At 72.6% G+C, this 17,159-nt stretch carries 15 protein-coding genes and 2 tRNA genes; 8 read left to right on the top strand and 9 right to left on the bottom strand.

Going from position 1 to position 17,159, the window contains the following annotated elements:
• On the top strand, positions 1-386 hold a 386-nt coding region (locus VFL99_RS17385; protein WP_325107623.1), incomplete at its 5' end, for an OsmC family protein.
• Here the strand turns inward: VFL99_RS17385 and fabG are convergent.
• Positions 359-1,141 carry a 3-oxoacyl-ACP reductase FabG gene (fabG, locus tag VFL99_RS17380; RefSeq protein ID WP_325107622.1) on the bottom strand — a complete coding sequence of 261 codons (783 nt, stop codon included), beginning with the start codon at positions 1,139-1,141 and terminating at the stop codon, positions 359-361. The genes VFL99_RS17385 and fabG overlap by 28 nt on opposite strands.
• Positions 1,138-2,133, bottom strand: coding sequence for an acyl-CoA thioesterase (locus VFL99_RS17375; protein ID WP_325107621.1), 996 nt, complete (start codon positions 2,131-2,133; stop codon positions 1,138-1,140). The genes fabG and VFL99_RS17375 overlap by 4 nt, the downstream gene beginning before the upstream one ends.
• A gap of 70 nt (positions 2,134-2,203) precedes the next feature.
• On the opposite strand from VFL99_RS17375, the gene VFL99_RS17370 reads away from it, so the two are divergent.
• A complete protein-coding gene (locus VFL99_RS17370; RefSeq protein WP_325107620.1) occupies positions 2,204-2,686 on the top strand; it encodes an acyl-CoA thioesterase in 483 nt (160 codons plus the stop codon).
• Positions 2,687-2,691: 5 nt separating this feature from the next.
• Positions 2,692-3,336, top strand: a complete 645-nt coding sequence (locus tag VFL99_RS17365) for a hypothetical protein (protein ID WP_325107619.1) — start codon at positions 2,692-2,694, stop codon at positions 3,334-3,336.
• Here the strand turns inward: VFL99_RS17365 and VFL99_RS17360 are convergent.
• The 4 genes from VFL99_RS17360 to VFL99_RS17345 form a co-directional block, all read right to left on the bottom strand.
• On the bottom strand, positions 3,318-4,766 hold the full coding sequence (locus VFL99_RS17360) for an MFS transporter (protein ID WP_325107618.1): 1,449 nt from the start codon (positions 4,764-4,766) through the stop codon (positions 3,318-3,320). The genes VFL99_RS17365 and VFL99_RS17360 overlap by 19 nt on opposite strands.
• A 111-nt stretch (positions 4,767-4,877) precedes the next feature.
• Positions 4,878-6,650, bottom strand: a complete 1,773-nt coding sequence (locus VFL99_RS17355; RefSeq protein ID WP_325107625.1) for a glycoside hydrolase family 13 protein — start codon at positions 6,648-6,650, stop codon at positions 4,878-4,880.
• 132 nt (positions 6,651-6,782) lie between these two features.
• The gene (locus VFL99_RS17350; protein ID WP_325107617.1) at positions 6,783-7,166 is read right to left on the bottom strand and encodes a globin; all 384 of its coding nucleotides are present in this window, start codon (positions 7,164-7,166) and stop codon (positions 6,783-6,785) included.
• A gap of 126 nt (positions 7,167-7,292) precedes the next feature.
• Positions 7,293-8,243 carry a mechanosensitive ion channel family protein gene (locus VFL99_RS17345; RefSeq protein WP_325107616.1) on the bottom strand — a complete coding sequence of 317 codons (951 nt, stop codon included), beginning with the start codon at positions 8,241-8,243 and terminating at the stop codon, positions 7,293-7,295.
• A 121-nt stretch (positions 8,244-8,364) separates the two neighbouring features.
• Here VFL99_RS17345 and malQ point away from each other — a divergent pair, with 121 nt between their 5' ends.
• Positions 8,365-10,599 (top strand): 4-alpha-glucanotransferase, encoded by a 2,235-nt coding sequence (gene malQ / locus VFL99_RS17340; RefSeq protein ID WP_325107614.1) that lies wholly within the window; start codon positions 8,365-8,367, stop codon positions 10,597-10,599.
• A gap of 35 nt (positions 10,600-10,634) precedes the next feature.
• On the opposite strand, the gene pepN is transcribed toward malQ, so the two are convergent.
• Positions 10,635-13,217, bottom strand: a complete 2,583-nt coding sequence (gene pepN / locus VFL99_RS17335) for an aminopeptidase N (protein WP_325107613.1) — start codon at positions 13,215-13,217, stop codon at positions 10,635-10,637.
• Positions 13,218-13,382: 165 nt separating this feature from the next.
• On the opposite strand from pepN, the gene VFL99_RS17330 reads away from it, so the two are divergent.
• From VFL99_RS17330 to VFL99_RS17320, 3 genes are all read left to right on the top strand, one after another.
• Positions 13,383-13,967 carry a mycothiol-dependent nitroreductase Rv2466c family protein gene (locus VFL99_RS17330; protein WP_325107624.1) on the top strand — a complete coding sequence of 195 codons (585 nt, stop codon included), beginning with the start codon at positions 13,383-13,385 and terminating at the stop codon, positions 13,965-13,967.
• Positions 13,968-14,030: 63 nt separating this feature from the next.
• The gene (locus VFL99_RS17325) at positions 14,031-14,504 is read left to right on the top strand and encodes a ribose-5-phosphate isomerase (protein ID WP_325107612.1); all 474 of its coding nucleotides are present in this window, start codon (positions 14,031-14,033) and stop codon (positions 14,502-14,504) included.
• A gap of 74 nt (positions 14,505-14,578) precedes the next feature.
• Positions 14,579-15,694 carry a PP2C family protein-serine/threonine phosphatase gene (locus VFL99_RS17320; RefSeq protein ID WP_325107611.1) on the top strand — a complete coding sequence of 372 codons (1,116 nt, stop codon included), beginning with the start codon at positions 14,579-14,581 and terminating at the stop codon, positions 15,692-15,694.
• Between the two features lie 69 nt (positions 15,695-15,763).
• Here the strand turns inward: VFL99_RS17320 and VFL99_RS17315 are convergent, their stop codons facing one another.
• Complete coding sequence (locus VFL99_RS17315) at positions 15,764-16,027, bottom strand: antitoxin (RefSeq protein WP_349256055.1); 264 nt, start codon at positions 16,025-16,027, stop codon at positions 15,764-15,766.
• A gap of 172 nt (positions 16,028-16,199) precedes the next feature.
• Positions 16,200-16,273 (bottom strand) — tRNA-Gly (locus tag VFL99_RS17310).
• 271 nt (positions 16,274-16,544) lie between these two features.
• Here VFL99_RS17310 and VFL99_RS17305 point away from each other — a divergent pair.
• Positions 16,545-16,621: transfer RNA gene (locus tag VFL99_RS17305), tRNA-Pro, on the top strand.
• Positions 16,622-17,159: the final 538 nt, after the last annotated feature.

Below are 17,159 nucleotides of genomic sequence, written 5' to 3'. Positions count from 1 at the left end.
CGGTGCGTGCCGGCCTGCACCCGGCAACCGGGGGCGACGGGAGCGACGTGTGCTCCGGCGACATGCTCCTGGAGGCCCTGCTGGCCTGCGCCGGCGTCACCCTCCGCAGCGTCGCCACTGCCATGCGCCTCGAGATCACCTCGGCCGACCTCACCGCCGAGGGCACGTTCGACGCGCGCGGCACGCTGGGCATCGACCGGTCGGTCCCGGTCGGGGTCACCGGCATCACGATCACGGCCGCGCTCGACACGGACGCCACCGACGACCAGCTCGCCCGCCTGGCCGCGCTGACGGAGCGCTACTGCGTGGTCGGGCAGACGCTGGCCCAGCCGCCGGAGATCGTCGTCCGGCGCCTGCCTCAGTCCTTCGGGCCGCCGGCGACGTAGATGACCTGGCCGGAGACGAACCCGGCCTCCGCGCTCACGAGGAAGGAGATCGTCGCCGCGATGTCCTCGGGCTGGCCGACCCGGCCGACGGGGATCTGCTCGGCGGCGGCGCGCAGGAAGTCCTGGAACGGCATACCGATCCGCTCGGCGGTGGCGCGCGTCATGTCCGTCTCGACGAAACCGGGGGCGACCGCGTTGGCCGTGACACCGAAGCGGCCGAGCTCGATGGCCAACGTCTTGGTGAAGCCCTGCATCCCCGCCTTGGCGGCCGAGTAGTTGACCTGCCCCCGGTTGCCGAGCGCCGAGGTGGAGGACAGGTTCACGATCCGGCCGTACTTCTCCTCGATCATGTGCGCCTGCACCGCCCGCGTCATGAGGAAGGCGCCGCGCAGGTGGACCCCGAGCACGGTGTCCCAGTCCTCCGCCGTCATCTTGAACAGCAGGTTGTCGCGGATCACGCCGGCGTTGTTGACGAGGATGGTCGGCGGCCCCAGTTCGAGCGTGACCTGCTCGACGGCAGCGGCGACCTGCTCCTCCTGGCTCACGTCGGCGGCCACCGCGTAGGCCGTGCCGCCGGTCTCGGTGATGGCCGCCACGGTCGTGGTGCACCCGCGCTCGTCCAGGTCGAGGACGGCCACGGCGTGCCCGTCCTCGGCGAGCCGTCGCGCGGTCGCCGCACCGATGCCGCGGCCGGCGCCGGTGACGATCGCCACCCGGCCGGTGCCGGGTGCCTGCGGGATCTCGGGGTCAGTCATGCGCGCTCCTTCAGTCGGACCATGCCCTCCTGGGCCACGGTGGCGATCAGCGTCCCGTCGGCGGCGAACATCCGCCCCACGCCGAGTCCGCGTCCACCGGACGCGGAGGGGGAGTCCTCGGTGTAGAGGATCCACTCGTCGGCCCGGCCGGGACGATGGAACCACATGGCGTGGTCGAGGCTGGCCGGCCGCAACCGGGGGTCGCCCCAGGCGAGGCCGTGGCGGCGCAGCACCGGCTCGAGCAGGGTGTAGTCCGAGCAGTAGGCGAGCACCGCCGCGTGCAGCAGCGGGTCGTCCGGCATCGGCCGCAGCGCCTTCATCCACACGCTCTGCCGGGCCGCCGGCTGCCGCCCCGGTCGCAGGTAGATCGGCCCCTCGACGTGCCGGATGTCCGCAGCCCGCCGGGTCGCGGTGAAGTCGGCGACCGGGTGGTCCACGCCCTTGAGCGCCTCGGCGGCGGTCGGGAGCGTCTCGGGCTCCGGGGCGGCCGGCATCGGATCCTGGTGCTCGATCCCGTCGGCCGGTTCCTGGAAGGAGGTGATCATCGACAGGATCACCTTGCCGTGCTGGATCGCGTGCACCCGCCGGGCCGAGAAGGACCGGCCATCGCGCAGCCGCTCGACGGCGAAGCGGATGGGGTGGCTGGAGTCACCGGGCCGGAGGAAGTACCCGTGCAGCGAGTGGATCTGCCGCGGCGGCCCGCCACGGGCCTCCGTGGCCGCGGTGACCGTGCGCCCGGCCGCGATGATCGACTGCGCGAGCACCTGCCCGCCGAAGGCCCGCCCGTGCGGCTGCGGCTGGCTGCGCCCGACGAAGACGTCGGCCTCCGACGCGCCGAGCTCGGCGAAGTCCGCGGCGCCGTCCGCGCCCTCGAACGCGTCGACGCTGATCCGGGTCGAGCCCACCGCCCGCAGGTCCAGCACGTCCAGCAGGTCCTCCAGCGGGTCGGCCAGCGGCGCCCCGTTGCCGGCGCCCTCGTCGTTGGTCGTCACCCGGCCGACGATATCCGCCCCGCGACCTCCGCCCCGCGTTCCGGCCCGGCGCCCTGCGATGATGGCGGCCATGACGAGCAGCCCAGCGACGCCCGGAGAGACGAGCCCCTACCACGTCGACGTCCCCCTGCGCTGGTCGGACATGGACGCCTACGGCCACGTCAACAACGTCCAGTTCGTCCGCCTCCTCGAGGACGCCCGCGTCATCGGGTTCGAGGACTGGTTCGGCCGGGACCGCACCATGCTCAACGAGGGCGTCCTGGTCGCCCGGCACGAGATCGAGTACCTCGCGCCCCTGGACTTCCGCCGTGCGCCCGTCGTCGTCGCCATGTGGGCCACCAAGATCTCCGGCGCCAGCTTCGACCTCGCCTACGAGGTCCGCGACACCGCCGACCCCAGCAGCCGGCTCTACGCCCGCGCCGAGACCACGCTGGTCGCCTACGACTTCACCACCGCCAGCCCGCGCCGTCTCCGCCCCGACGAGCGCGCCGTGCTGGACAAGCAGTATGCCGAGCCCGTCGCCTTCCGCTGGCGCACGAAGGGCGGTCGCTGAGCGCCATGGCCGACCAGGTCGTCCTGCGCTTCCCCGACCCGCGCTTCCGCGCGGACCTGTCCACGTTCGTGGGCCGGGCGCGCTCGCTGGACGAGGACGGGGCGGTGCGGCTGCAGGCCGTCGGCCTGACCCTCGCCGCCTACGTCGGCGTGCTCCCCGGCCGCGGGCTGATGGGGGAGGGAGCCGTGATCGGCATGCGCGCGATGCCCCTGGCCGAGCCGGTGGATTGCGACGCCGTCGTCTCCCTGCGCAGCGTCTCCGACCGCCTGGCCCGCCGCGGCGAGGACGAACAGCAGCGGCTCGCCGTCCCCCCGACGACCGTGCGCGCCGGCTGGGCCGCCCTCGCGCCGCCGCGCGGCGGGTGGGAGCCGGTGGGCACCGTCGCCGCGGCCGACCTCGAGCAGGCGGCGCGCGACGGCATCGCCGAGGTCGCCCGGGGCACCCCGGACGGCGGTGCCGGCGGACCCGCCGTCACCGCACTGCGGCAGGCGGTCTGGGGGCGGGCGACCGGCACGGTGCCGCCGGTGCCCGCGGGAGGCGCCTTCGCGGCATACAGCCTGGGGTTCCTGCGCGGAGGTGACGTGCAGGTGTTCGCCCACGGCCGGTGGACCCGGCTCACCACACCGGCCGGTCACGTCCTCGTGCGCTGACCGCCGATCACGACGCCCGCGGCCAGGACCGCGAGCAGCGCCCACATGAGGGCGAAGACGGGTGCGTCCGAGCCGTGCTGGTGGTGCAGGGCGGCGAACACCGCGCCGGACAGGGACAGGCCGATCACGCTGCCGAGCACGTCCGCGAGGTTGAGCGAGGAGGACGCGCGGCCCCGGTCCTGGCGCGTGCTGAGGGCCAGGGCGAGGACCGAGACGGCCGACATCGCCATGCCCATGCCGACACCGGTGAGGGTGGCCGCGACCGGGACAAGGTAGGTGTGCCAGCCGAATTCGGCGATGGCGGCGAGCAGCAGGATGCCGGCAGCGAGGAACGCCCCGCCGGCGGCGACGAGCTCGGAGCGGCGGCCGTGCAGGGCGTCCCGCCCCTGCAGGAACGCTCCCGCCGACCAGCCCAGGGAGCCGAGGGTGAGCATGACGCCGGCGACGGTCAGGCTCAGGTCGCGTTCGGCGACCAGCATGAGCGGCACGAACGTCATCGCCCCGTTGAACGACGCGGTCAGCAGGAACCGGCTCGACATGACCGAGGGGAGCCCGCGCGCCATCCGCACCGCGCCGGGGGTGACCAGTCGTGGGGCGGCCACCGCCATGCCGACCAGCCCGATCGCCACCGCGACGACCGGGCCGAGCCGCAGCGGCACCAGCTGGTCGGCGCCCCACTGCACCACGCCGGCACAGACGGCGACCAGCACGCCGAGCCAGACGGTGCGGGCGGCCCGACCGCCGCGGCGTGGTGGACCGGACGGTGAGCCGCTCGGCACGGGGGCGTCCGCCCCGGCCGTCACCGACTCGGGTCGCTCGCCGCGCTGGAACTGTCCGCGCTGGCGCACCACGAGCGTGAAGGTCACCGCGATCGGCGCCAGCACGACCAGGAACACCCACCGCCACGAGAACATGTGCGTGATCCACCCCGAGATGGGTGGCCCCACGAGGGCGGGCAGCACCCACGCTGCCGAGACCCAGCTGAACACCCGTGGCCGCAGCGCGTCCGGGTAGGCGTGGCCGATCACGACGTAGAGCGCGACGACATTCAGCCCGGCGCCGGTTCCGGCGACGATCCGGCCGAGGAGCAGCACGGGGAAGGCCCAGGCCAGCCCTGCCAGCGCCGAGCCGGCGGCCAGCAGCGTCGTGCCGGTCAGCAGGGGTCGCAACGGGCCCCCGCGGTCCGACCACGTGCCGGCCAGGACGATCCCGAGCAGCTCGGCGGTCAGGAAGAACGAGAACGCCAGGCCGTAGGACCGCACCGCTGCCAGGTCCCGCGCGACCACCGGCATCGCCGTGGAGATGGCCATCGCCTCGAACGCGATGATCGTCACCAGCGCCAGCATGCAGACGGTGACCAGCCGGAACGGCCGGCTCATCGGGCCGCCGACGAGGCGCCGCTCGCTGCGGGCGCGGTCGGCGGGCGGCACGGGGGCAACGCTACCCGGCGACGGGGTGGGAGGGGTTCTGGTCGTCACCCGACCGACCGGACCAGGTGAAGTGCGCTTGAGGTCAACAGCGGCGAGCGGAATGCGCTCTGGTCACAGGCGGACCCACGCCGCCGTGTCCGTGGGCAGGGATCCCCCCGGCTCGAGGTCGCCACTGGCCACCAGCACCTCAGCGCCGTCCGGTAGCGCCACCGGCTCGTCGCCCAGGTTGAGGACCACCGCGATCCGCTGCGCCGACCCACCAGTGCCCTCGTTGCTGTACGCGACCACGTCCTCGCCGAAGCCCTCCAGCCACGCGAGCGACCCGCGCCCGAGCGTCAGCTCCCGGCGCAGGCGCAGCAAGGTGCGGTACAGCTCCAGGGTCGAGCCCGGCATACCGGTCTGGCGGTCGACGGCGAGCGCGCCGTAACCCTCCGGCTGGGGCAGCCAGGTGCGCGCCGACGGACCGAAGCCGTATGCCGGCTCGTCGCCTTCCCAGGGCATCGGCACCCGGGCGCCGTCCCGACCGCGCTCGGTGTGGCCCGAGCGCTCCCAGGTCGGGTCCTGGCGCAGCTCGTCGGGGATGGCGAGGTTGTCCGGCAGCCCGAGCTCCTCGCCCTGGTAGAGGTACGCGCCGCCGGGCAGGGCCAGCATCAGCGTCGTCGCGGCGCGGGCCCGGCGCAGGCCGAGGTCCGCGTCGGGCTGGGGGTCGCCGATGCCGATCCCGTTGGGGCGGGGGGTGCCCACCGGCAGGCCGAGCCGCGAGGCGTGACGCACGACGTCGTGGTTGGACAGCACCCACGTGGTGGGCGCGCCGACCTCGTCGTTGGCCACGAGCGACTCCTCGATGATGCTGCGCAGGTCCTCCGCGCGCCACGGGGACTGCAGGAAGTCGAAGTTGAACGCCTGGTGCATCTCGTCCGGCCGCACGTAGCGGGCGGCGCGCTCCGGGTCGTCCACCCACGCCTCGGCGCACAGGATCCGGTCGCGGTCCTCGCCGGGCACGGCGTACTCGTCGAGGACCTTGCGCCACTCGCGGTAGATCTCGTGCACGCCGTCCTGGTCCCACATCGGGGCGGGCGAGTGGACCGTCGGCCCCGGGTGGGCGGAGCCGTCGAGGTCACCGAGCATGTGCTGGTCGCCGGTCCAGTCCGGCAGCCCGTCGGCCTTGACCAGGCCGTGGGCCACGTCGACCCGGAATCCGTCCGCGCCCCGGTGCAGCCAGAAGCGCAGGATGTCGCAGAACTCGCGGTGGACCTGCGGGTTCTGCCAGTCGAGGTCGGGCTGCTTGCGGTCGAACAGGTGCAGGTACCACTGCTGCTTGCCGCTCGCCCCGGTCCGGCCGTCGCGCACCGGCTCCCATGCCGACCCGCCGAAGACGCTGGTCCAGTTGTTCGGCGGCAGCTCACCGCGTTCGCCCCGGCCGTCCCGGAAGAGGTAGCGGGCGCGCGCAGTGTCTTCTCCCGGCTCCTGGTACGTCGCCGCTGAACTGGCCGGGCCGGTCGCGAGGGCCGCCCGGAACCACGGGTGCTCGTCGGAGGTGTGGTTCGGCACGAGGTCGACGATGACCCGCAGCCCCAGGTCGTGGGCGACGCGGATGAGCTCCTCGGCGTCAGACAGCTCACCGAAGATCGGGTCGATGTCGCGGTAGTTGGCCACGTCGTAGCCGGCATCCGCCTGCGGCGAGACGTAGAACGGGGACAGCCAGATCGCGTCGACCCCCAGGTCGCGCAGGTAGGGCAGCCGGCCGGTGATCCCCGGCAGGTCGCCGATGCCGTCACCGTCGCTGTCGGCCCAGGACCGCGGGTAGATCTGGTAGATCACCGCGTGCCGCCACCACGGGGCATCGGCGGCGTCGGGGGAGTGGACGAGGTTCGTGCTGGCCATCAGGTCGGTCACCGACACATCCTCCCCGCTCACCCGGCGGGAGTGAAATCGCCGGCGGGGTCGGTGGGGGGTGCGGGCGGCATCCGCCGCGGTGGCGTGAGAAGTGCTCGGGCGCGCGGGCCGGCGACGGCCCTACTCGTCGAAGGAGTTCACCAGCGAGTGGGCGGCCCGGGTGAAGTAGTCGCGGATCAGCAGGTCGTTCGCGGGCGGCAGATCGAGGGTGTCGACGGCGGCCATCATGTGCTTCAGCCACCGGTCGCGCTGGCTCGGCGTGACCTTGAACGGCACGTGCCGCATCCGCAGCCGCGGGTGCCCGCGTTGCTCGGAGTAGGTCGTCGGCCCACCCCAGTACTGCTCGAGGAACATCCGCAGCCGCACCTCGGCCGGCCCGAGGTCCTCCTCCGGGTAGAGCGCCCGCAGCTCGGGATCACCGGCCACGCCGCGGTAGAACTCCTTCACCAGCGTCACGAACGTCTCGTGGCCGCCGACCTCGTCATAGAACGTCCTGCCCGTCACCGGTCCATTGTCCAAGTCGCCCGCACAACCGGTATGCCGCCCCTCCGGCGGTCGGGGCGCCGCCGGCCACTGTCGCCCACCAAGCGGGTGCGCCGGGCGACGGCGGGCGCCGGAGAAGTCACCGGCTCAGGTGGTCGCCGGGGCGCCGCCGAACGGCACCATCGGCACCGGCTGGCGCACGCCGGCGCGGTCGAGGTCGGTCTTGATGTGGGCGAGGATCGCCCGCTGCGCGCCGTAGTTCTCGACCGGCGCGCACTTGGCCGTGACGCGGATCGTCACCACGCCGGGGGAGACCGACTGCACGCCGGCGACCACCGGCGCCTCGAGCAGCTGGTCCTTCAGCTCGCCGCTGTCGTTGAGCTCCTCGACCGAGGTGGCAATGAGCTCGAGCACCTTGTCGACGTCCGCGGTCGCGGCGACCGGGACGTCCACGATGGCGGTCGACCAGCCCTGCGAGTGGTTGGCGATGCGCAGGATCTCGCCGTTGCGGATGTACCAGATGACCCCGGTGAAGTCGCGCACCCGGGTGACCCGCAGGCTGACCTCCTCGACCGTGCCGAGCACGTCGCCGGTGTCGACGACGTCGCCGACGCCGTACTGGTCCTCGACGATCATGAAGATCCCGGACAGGAAGTCCTTGACCAGGCTCTGGGCGCCGAAGCCCAGGGCGACACCCCCGACGCCGGCCGAGGCCAGCAGCGGCGCGAGGGGGATGCCGACCTCGGCCATGATCGTCAGCAGGGCGAGCAGGCCGAGGACCAGGGTGGTCACGCTCTTGAGGACCGAACCCATCGTGGCCATGCGCTGCCGCTGCCGCTCTCGCGCGTGCCGGGTGGCGCGGGCGACCGCGGCGGTCGCCCGCGCTCGGACACCGCCGGTGTCGCCGGTCTCCCGCTCCTCGGTGCGGGTCCGGGCGGTGGTGGTCTGGACCAGTCGGTCGATCGCGCGGTGGATGAGCCAGCGCAGCACGAGGGCGCCGATGATGATGCAGACGATCACCAGCGGGGCGCCGAGGAAGAACTGTCCGACGCTCTCCCAGTCCACCGCCGTCGGGACGTGCAGGTCGGGATGGTGCATGGCTGCCATTGTGCGGGAAGCCGAGGGCCCGCTCGACGAGGCGCCGGTCCGTGGCGCACGCGCCGTGACGTGAAACACTCGCCCCGGTAGCACCAGACTCCCCACCCTGCCGAGGACCGCCGTGTCGACTTCCGCCCTCTCCCCGCAGCTCGTGGAGCTCGCCCACGCCCATGGCGTGGCCACCGAGTACTGGGACTGGCACGGCCGGTACGTGACCGTCGGTGAGGAGACCGTCGTTGCGGTGCTCGCCGCCCTCGGCGTGTCCGCCGGTACGCCCCTCGAGGTCGAGGCGGCCCTCGCTGACCACCGCGACGCCCCCTGGCGCCGGACCCTCCCCCCGGTGCTGGTCTGCCGCGAGGAAGAGACTCCCTGGGTGCCGGTGCACCTGCCCCACGGCACCCCCATCGACGAGATGCTGCTCCGGCTCGAGGACGGCGGCACCCGACCGGTCCACCAGGTCGACCACTGGGTCGACCCGCGCACCGTCGATGGGCAGAAGGTCGGCGAGGCCACCCTGGCGGTCCCCGGTGACCTGCCGGTCGGCTGGCACCGGTTGGAGGTCACCATCGGCGGCCGCACCAGTGGTATGCCGCTCGTCGTCACCCCCGCGCGGCTGGAGCCGCCGGCCACGGTCCCGGCCGCGCGGTCGGTCGGCTCTGCGGGCCCGGTCAGGTCCGCGCAGGAGGCCCGCGGTCGCAGGGCGACCACCCGGCCGGGTGAGGGAGGCGCGGAACCGGCGGGTCGGCATACCGGGCAGGTCTGGGGGTTGATGACGCAGCTGTATGCCGTGCGCTCGGAGCACTCGTGGGGGATCGGCGACCTGGGTGACCTCGGCGACCTCGGTGCCTGGGGCGCCGGCGAGCTGGGGGCCGGCTTCGTGCTGGTCAACCCGATGCACGCCGCCGAGCCGGTGCCACCGATGGAGCCCTCGCCCTACCTGCCGACGACCCGGCGGTTCGCGAACCCGCTCTACATCCGGGTGGAGGACGTGCCGGAGGTGGCCTACCTGTCGGCCGCCGAGCGGCAGCTGCTCGAGTGGCACGGCGACGACGCGCGGGCCCTGAACGGCAGCGACGTACTGGACCGGGACGCGTCCTGGGCCGCGAAGCGGGCGGCGCTGCAGCTGGTGTTTGCCCAGCCGCGTTCACCCCGCCGGGAGCGGGCCTTCACCGACTTCTGCGAGCGGGAGGGGCGCGGGCTGGTCGACTTCGCGACGTGGTGCGCGCTCGCCGAGGTCCACGGGCTGCCCTGGACCGACTGGCCCGCCGAGCTGCACGACCCCAACAGCGAGGCGGTGCAACGGTTCCGGGAGGAGCATGCCCACCGGGTGCGTTTCCACTCGTGGCTGCAGTGGGTGGTCCAGGAGCAGCTCGCCGCCGTGCACCGGGCGCTGTGCGACGCCGGCATGCCGATCGGCGTGGTGCACGACCTGGCCGTCGGGGTGCACCCGCGGGGCGCGGACGCCTGGGCGCTCGGCGACGCCCTCGCGCGCGGGGTGACCGTGGGAGCGCCGCCGGACCAGTACAACCAGATCGGGCAGGACTGGAGCCAGCCGCCGTGGCGGCCGGACCAGCTCGCCGAGCAGGGCTACCTGCCGTTCCGGGACATGCTGCGGACCGTGCTGCGCAGCGCTGGCGGCCTGCGGGTCGACCACATCATCGGGCTGTTCCGGCTGTGGTGGGTGCCGGAGGGGATGGGGCCCGACCGGGGCACCTATGTGCGGCTCGACCACGAGGCGCTCGTCGGGATCCTCGCGCTGGAGGCCCACCGCGCCGGAGCGGTGGTCATCGGCGAGGACCTCGGCACGGTCGAGGCGTGGGTGCGCGACTACCTGCGTGAGCGGGGCATCCTCGGCACCTCGATCCTGTGGTTCGAGCGGGACGAGGACGGGGAGCCGCTGCCGGCGGAGTCCTACCGCGAGCTGTGCCTGGCGACCGTCACGACGCACGACCTGCCGCCGTCGGCCGGCTACCTCGAGGGCAGCCACGTCGACCTGCGGCACCGGCTCGGGCTGCTCACCCGATCCCTCGAGGAGGAACGCGCCGAGGACGAGGCGGGGCGCCAGCAGGTGCTCGACCTGCTCCGCGAGCGGGGGCTGCTCGAGGAGGGGGCCGGCGTCCCGGAGCAGATCCGCGCGCTGCACCGCTTCCTCACCTGGACGCCCAGCCTGCTGCTGGGCGTGGCCGTCGCCGACCTGGCCGGGGACAAGGTGGCGATCAACCAGCCGGGCACGTCGGATGAGTACCCGAACTGGCGACTGCCCCTCACCGGGCCGGACGGCCGGCTCGTGACCCTCGAGGACCTGATGGTCTCGCGCTGGGCCAGGCGGCTCGCCGGGACCGTCGCCACCCGTTGACGAGCTGACCAGCTGTCCGGGCCGGGGTGGTCCGGTCAGGCGGGGCGGTCGGCGTCCCTGGCCTGGCAGGCGAGCGCCCGGCTGATCCCGTCCCGGTTCTCGGCGACGGTCCGGCGCAGCCCGGCGGGAGCGTCCGGGTGGGCGTCCAGCCACGACTGGGAGGCGTCGCGCAGCTCGGCGCTCGCCAGCGACCGCGGGTAGAACCCGACCGCGATCGACTCGGCGATCGCGTGGGTCCGCGAGTCCCACACGCCGGTGAGCGCCTCGTGGTAGCGCTGGACGAACGGCCGCAGCAGCGCCTCGGGGTCGTGCGCCCGGCCCCAGCCGAGCGCCAGCGCCTCGATCGTCTGGTTGGCCAGATCGGACTGCTCGACCGCGAGCCGCCACGCCTCGTCCTTGGCCTCGTGGGTCGGCCGGGCCGCCCGGGCCCGCGCCGCCCGCTCGGCACCGGTCGCGGTGCGGTCGCGGTCGTGCTCGGCCTGGATCTCCGCCTCGTCGGCGGCGCCGGCCGCCGCCAGGCAGGTCAGCAGCGTCCAGCGCATCTCGGTGTCGACCGCCAGGCCGGGCAGCTGCTCGCTGCCGTCGTACAGACCACGCACCCACGCCACGTCCTGCTCGCTGGCGGCGTGCCCCGCGAAGGCGGTCATCAGCTGCAGCTGGGCGTCACTGCCCGGCGTCGCCTGCACCAGGAGGTCACGCAGCCGAGCGGTCAGCTCGGCCTCGGCCGCCTGCCGGTGCTGGGGCGCGACGTAGGACCGCACCGCCAGGTTCACCTGGCCCAGCAGGGTGCGGACCAGCGTGGAGTCCGTCTCCCCGGGCAGCGAGTTGAGCGCCAGCTCGAGGAAGTCGCGGGCCGACATCTCCGCGTCCCGGGTCATGTCCCAGGCAGCCCCGAGCACCAGCGCCCGCGGCAGGCTGTCGGTGAACGCCCGCGGGTGCGCGACCGCTGTGGCTGTCGAGCGCGGGTCGAGGCGGATCTTGCCGTAGGCCAGGTCGTCATCGTTGACGAGCAGCAGGTCGGGCTGCGGCTCGCCGACCAGCTCACGCACCTCGGTGCGCTCGCCGTCGACGTCGAGCTCGACCCGCTTGGTGCGGACCAGCTGCTCTCCCTCGAGCCGGTAGAGGCCCACGGCGAGCCGGTGCGGCCGCAGCGTCGGCTGCTCCTCGGCCGCCGACTGCAGGATCGCCACGGAGGCCAGCCGGCCGGCGTCGTCCACCTCCACCTCGGGGGTCAGCGTGTTCACCCCGGCCGTCTCGAGCCAGAGCTTGGACCAGGTCGCCAGGTCCCGCCCGGAGGTCCGCTCCAGCTCCTCGAGCAGGTCAGCGAGGGTGGTGTTGCCCCAGGCGTGCTGGGCGAAGTAGGCGCGCAGCCCGGCCACGAACGGCTCCCGCCCGACGTAGGCGACCAGCTGCTTGAGCACCGAGGCGCCCTTGGCGTAGGTGATCCCGTCGAAGTTCACCTCGACGTCCTCGAGGTCGCGGATGTCCGCGACGATCGGGTGGGTCGAGGACAGCTGGTCCTGGTTGTAGGCCCACGCCTTCTCGGAGGTGCCGAACGTCGTCCACGCCGACTCCCACTGGGTCGCCTCGGCCTGGGCGGTGGTCGAGGCCCACTCGGCGAACGACTCGTTGAGCCACAGGTCGTTCCACCACTGCATCGTCACGAGGTTGCCGAACCACATGTGCGCCAGCTCGTGCAGGATGGTCAGGGCGCGCCGCTCCACGAGGGCGTCGGGGACCTTGGCGCGGAAGACGTAGATCTCGTTGAACGTCACCGCGCCCGCGTTCTCCATCGCGCCCATGTTGTACTCCGGCGTGAACAGCTGGTCGTACTTCTCGAAGGGGTACTCGACGTCGAACTCCTTCTCGAAGAAGGCGAATCCGCGCTTGGTGCAGTCGAAGACGTTCTCCGCGTCCAGGTACGGCGTCAGTGACCGCCGGCAGAACAGCCCCATCGGCACCACGCCCTTGCGGGTGGTCACCTCGTCGCGCACCACGTCATACGGCCCCGCGATGAGCGCCGTGATGTATGACGAGATGCGCGGCGTGGCGGCGAACCGCCAGGTGGCCGTCGGCACCGGTCCCTTCCCCTGGTCGCCCTCGCCCGCCGGCTGCGGTTCCGGGGTGGGCTGGTTGGACACGACCTGCCAGTGCGCCGGGGCCGTGATGGTGAAGGCGAACGTCGCCTTGAGGTCGGGTTGCTCGAACACGGCGAACATGCGCCGGCTGTCGGCCACCTCGAACTGGGTGTAGAGGTAGACCTCGTCGTCGGCCGGGTCGACGAAGCGGTGCAGGCCCTCACCGGTGTTCATGTAGCTGCCGTCGGCGTCCACGGTCACCTCATTGCGGGGGCGCAGCCCCGGCAGCCGCACGCGGGCACCGTCGAAGTGGGTCGCCGGGTCCAGCGCCTCGCCGTTGAGGGTGATGGAGCGCACCGAGTCGGCGAGCAGGTCGAGGAAGCTCTCCGCGCCCTCCTCGGCGGCCGCGAACCGGACGGTCGTGGTCGTCCGGAAGGTCGTCGGCCCCGTCGTGAGGTCGAGGGCCACCTCGTAGGAGTCCACGGTGAGCAGGTCGGCGCGTTCGCGGGCTTCGGCGCGGGTGAGGTTCTTGCCGGGCACGGCAGATCTCCTGTGGGGCAGGGGACAGGGTCGCTCGCCATCCTCGCACGGGGTGGCTGGCAGGATGGTCGGGTGAGCGAGACCCGACAGAGCAGCGACCAGACAACCGAGACGACCGCATCGGATACCGGCCCGACCGGTGCCTCCGGTGCCACCCCGGTGGAGATGTGGTTCGACCCGGCGTGCCCGTGGGCGTGGATGACCTCGCGCTGGCTGATGCAGGTCGAGCAGGTCCGCGACGTGCGGGTGACCTGGTCGGTGATGAGCCTGTCCGTGCTCAACGAGGGCCGGGAGCTGCCCGACGACTACCGCGACCTCATGGACCGCTCCTGGGGCCCGGTGCGGGTCATCGTGGCCGCGTCCCGCGAGCACGGTGACCAGGTGATCAAGCCCCTCTATGACGCGATGGGGACCCGGATCCACCTGCAGGAGATGGACGACCGCCCGACCGTCATCAAGGAGGCGCTCGCCGAGGTCGGGCTGCCGGCCGAGCTCGCCCGGTTCGCCGACTCCGACGAGGTCGACGAGCAGCTGCGCGCCAGCCACCAGCGGGCGATCGACCTGGTCGGCAACGACGTCGGCACGCCGGTGATCGCCGTGGAGGGCGTCGCGTTCTTCGGCCCGGTCGTCACGCCGGCCCCGAAGGGGGAGCAGGCCGGCCGGCTCTGGGACGGCTGCCTCCTCGTCGCCGGCACCCCCGGCTTCTACGAGCTGAAGCGCAGCCGCGAGAAGGGCCCCGACTTCAGCTGACCGCCGGTCCCGGCCCCGAGCAGCTCCACCCCGATCCGTTCTCCAGCAAAGGAATCCCCACCCATGCGCGTCCACATCGGAGGCGACCACGCGGCATACGAACTGCAGGTCGAGCTGGTTCGGCACCTGCGGGAGGAGGGGCACGAGGTCGTCGACCACGGCCCGCACCGCTACGACGCCCAGGACGACTACCCGGTGGCCGTGCTGCGGGCGGCCGAGGGGGTCGCCGCCGACGAGGGGTCGCTGGGCATCGTCCTGGGCGGGTCCGGCAACGGCGAGCAGATCGCGGCCAACAAGGTGCGGGGGATCCGCGCGGCGCTGTGCGGCACCACCGAGCTGGCCGAGCTCGCCCGCCAGCACAACGACGCCCGGGTGGTCTCGATCGGCGCCCGGGTGACCAGCACCGCGGAGGCCCTCGAGATCGTCGACGTCTTCCTGGCCACGCCGTTCAGCGACGAGGAGCGGCACGCGCGCCGGCTGGCGATGATCGCCCGCTACGAGGAGGACGGGACCCTTCCGCCGGAACCGCATGCATGAGGCACCCGACACCCGAGTTAAGAACTCGGTAAAGACGGAGCTCACGTGGCTGTTTCGTCACTACCCTCAGCGGCATGGCGAGTCACGCTGAGGTGCTCGCGCGTCAGCGGCAGCCCGCAGCCGTGACGCGCAGTGCCCGCATGCGCGCGCTCAGCCGAGTGCCGCTCGCGGCAGTGCTCATTGTCCTCGCCGGCCTGGCCTCGTGGGGGATCGTGCTGGCACCGACCTGGGTGCCCTGGTCGGTCTTCGTGCCGCTCGCCGTCGCCGCCGGTCTGTTCCTGTCGGCTGCGGAGATGCGGCTGGTGCTGGCGGTGGTGTTCATCTGCTTCACCATCAGCGCCGTCATCGTGCTCACCACGGGCATCACCAAGCCGAACCTGCCCGGCACCGCCATCGGGTTCGTGGTCGTCGTCGCGATGATGGTGTCGGTGGCCCGCAGCCGCGCCCGACTCGGTGTCCAGGGCGGCCTGGGGGAGACCATGCTGGTCGACCTGCGTGACCGGCTGCGCGTGCACGGCGAGCTGCCCCCGCTCCCGGCGTCCTGGCACGCGGAGAGCGCGCTCTACTCCGCGCACGGTGAGGCGTTCTCCGGAGACTTCGTCGTCGCGGACCGGACCCGCACCGAGGACGCCGACCGCCTGGAGATCGGGTTGTTCGACGTCTCGGGCAAGGGGGTCGGCGCCGGCACCCGGTCCCTGCTGCTGTCCGGTGCCTTCGGCGGACTGCTCGGGGCCATGCAACCGCCCGAGTTCCTGCCCGCCGCCAACGCCTACCTGCTGCGCCAGGACTGGCAGGAGGGCTTCGCCACCGCGATCCACGTCACCTTCGACCTGGACAGCGGACAGTTCGCGGTGTCGAGCGCCGGCCACCCCCCGGCCGTGCAGTACCACGCCGGCTCGGGGCTGTGGAAGGTGCTGCGGGCCCAGCACGGCCCGCTGCTGGGCGTCATCCCGGACGCGCAGTTCCCGAGGCAGCAGGGCTGCCTGGAGCCCGGGGACGCCCTGCTGATCTACACCGACGGGGTCATCGAACGGCGCGACCGCGACCTCGACGTGGGCATCGACGGGATGCTGGGCGTCGCCGAGCGGTACCTCGGCCAGGGCTTCTCGGGTGCCGCCGAGCGGATCTGCGGCGCGGCGGTCGCCGGGGAGATGGACGACCGGGCGGTGGTCATGGTCTGGCGCACCTGAGCGCCCGACACAGGACGTCAGGACAGGCAAACGGGCCCGGGAGCAGCTCCCGGGCCCGTCCGCGTGAACTCAGTTGTTGGCGTTGTCGCCGCCGGCGTTCTCCCCGCCACCGGCGTTGCCCCCGCCGCCGCCCCCGATGTCGTCGTTCTGGCCGTCGAGCCCGTCGAGACCGTCCTTCAGCTTCTCGCCTCCGGAGTCGATCTGGTCGCCGTACTTGCCTCCGGTCTTCTCGTCGGCCATGTTGCCGGCCTTGTCGATGCCCTGCCCGATCTGCTCACCGTGCTCGTCGGTGGCGTCCTGGGCCTTGTCCTTCATGTCGTCCATGAAACCCATCGCAGGATCTCTCCTTTCTGTGGTGCCGGCCGCAGCCGACGGGACGTCTCCCACCTTGGCAGGTCCTGGCGGGGGACGGCAAAGGGAGAGGCAACGGACTTCCTGCGCATTCCCGGTGAATGCTGGCTTCCGGGGGCGCCCGGCGCGGGCGGCGCTGCCGGGACGGACACGGTGGAGCGGGTGACGAGAATCGAACTCGCGTAGCCAGTTTGGAAGACTGGGGCTCTACCATTGAGCTACACCCGCGGGCACCGCCGTCCGAGACGGCGGTGCGAGCCGTTAGCCTAGTGCCCGCTCCCACGGGAACCGAAATCACCTCCCCGTCGCGCCGGTCGTCGGCCGTGCGTCGTGCCGGAGGACCGGCGGCGGTTCCGGGCGTGGGGACGGGGTATGGCGCAGCTTGGTAGCGCGTCCGCTTTGGGAGCGGAAGGCCGCCGGTTCGAATCTTACCTAGAGTGGAGGGCAGGACGCAGCAGGTCAGCGCGTTGGTATTATGTCGCCAACGTCGGCTCAGCAACGGGGTGTGGCGCAGTTTGGTAGCGCGCTGCTTTTGGGAAGCAGAGGCCCCCGGTTCGAATCCGGGTACCCCGACCACGGTCAGTTTGCGGAGGCCGACCGCCAGGTAACGGCGTCTGTAGTCGGCAGGGACCACGTGCCTGACCGCCAGGGATCAAAGGCCACGGGCACACGGCTGTCATCGAACTGACCGCTCGTCTGACATGGCGCCTTCGAGCAGGCGGCCAAGCTAGTGCCGGAGGTGCGCACCAGGGCCGACGCGATCTCTACGGTCGAAAGGAACTGGGTCCAGCTCTTCGCGCAACGCGGCCTCGGTGGCCCACCGTGCCACCCCCCGCTGGGCCGCAGTCGAAAGCAAGCGTAGCCCCTCCCGCGTCGACAGGCGCGGCCTTTCGTGAGTTTACGTTTGAGCCTTGACGGGCGGACAGACCGGGGAGCATACTTCCCATTCATCAGAGCCGGGCGCGGGTTATCGGGCTCTTCGTACCTGCGGTGGGGCTCACTGCTCGGGCAGGATGAGGCCGCCGGCGATCAGGAGCATGCGTAGTCGGTAGTTGGCGCGGTTGCGGAAGCCTCGGGCGATGCGGCGGTGGAGCTCGATCAGTCCGTTGATGGC

The sequence above is a fragment of the Segeticoccus sp. genome, assembly GCF_035708005.1.
This window is presented reverse-complemented; position numbering and strand designations above follow the sequence as displayed.

What these genes read in the sequence shown, in the direction of transcription:
- fabG (WP_325107622.1), bottom strand. Translation starts at nt 1,141, where the DNA reads ATGACTGACCCCGAGATCCCGCAGGCACCCGGCACCGGCCGGGTGGCG.
- VFL99_RS17370 (WP_325107620.1), top strand. Translation starts at nt 2,204, where the DNA reads ATGACGAGCAGCCCAGCGACGCCCGGAGAGACGAGCCCCTACCACGTC.
- VFL99_RS17365 (WP_325107619.1), top strand. Translation starts at nt 2,692, where the DNA reads ATGGCCGACCAGGTCGTCCTGCGCTTCCCCGACCCGCGCTTCCGCGCG.
- VFL99_RS17355 (WP_325107625.1), bottom strand. Translation starts at nt 6,650, where the DNA reads ATGGCCAGCACGAACCTCGTCCACTCCCCCGACGCCGCCGATGCCCCG.
- VFL99_RS17345 (WP_325107616.1), bottom strand. Translation starts at nt 8,243, where the DNA reads ATGCACCATCCCGACCTGCACGTCCCGACGGCGGTGGACTGGGAGAGC.
- VFL99_RS17330 (WP_325107624.1), top strand. Translation starts at nt 13,383, where the DNA reads ATGTGGTTCGACCCGGCGTGCCCGTGGGCGTGGATGACCTCGCGCTGG.
- VFL99_RS17325 (WP_325107612.1), top strand. Translation starts at nt 14,031, where the DNA reads ATGCGCGTCCACATCGGAGGCGACCACGCGGCATACGAACTGCAGGTC.
- VFL99_RS17320 (WP_325107611.1), top strand. Translation starts at nt 14,579, where the DNA reads ATGGCGAGTCACGCTGAGGTGCTCGCGCGTCAGCGGCAGCCCGCAGCC.
- VFL99_RS17315 (WP_349256055.1), bottom strand. Translation starts at nt 16,027, where the DNA reads ATGGGTTTCATGGACGACATGAAGGACAAGGCCCAGGACGCCACCGAC.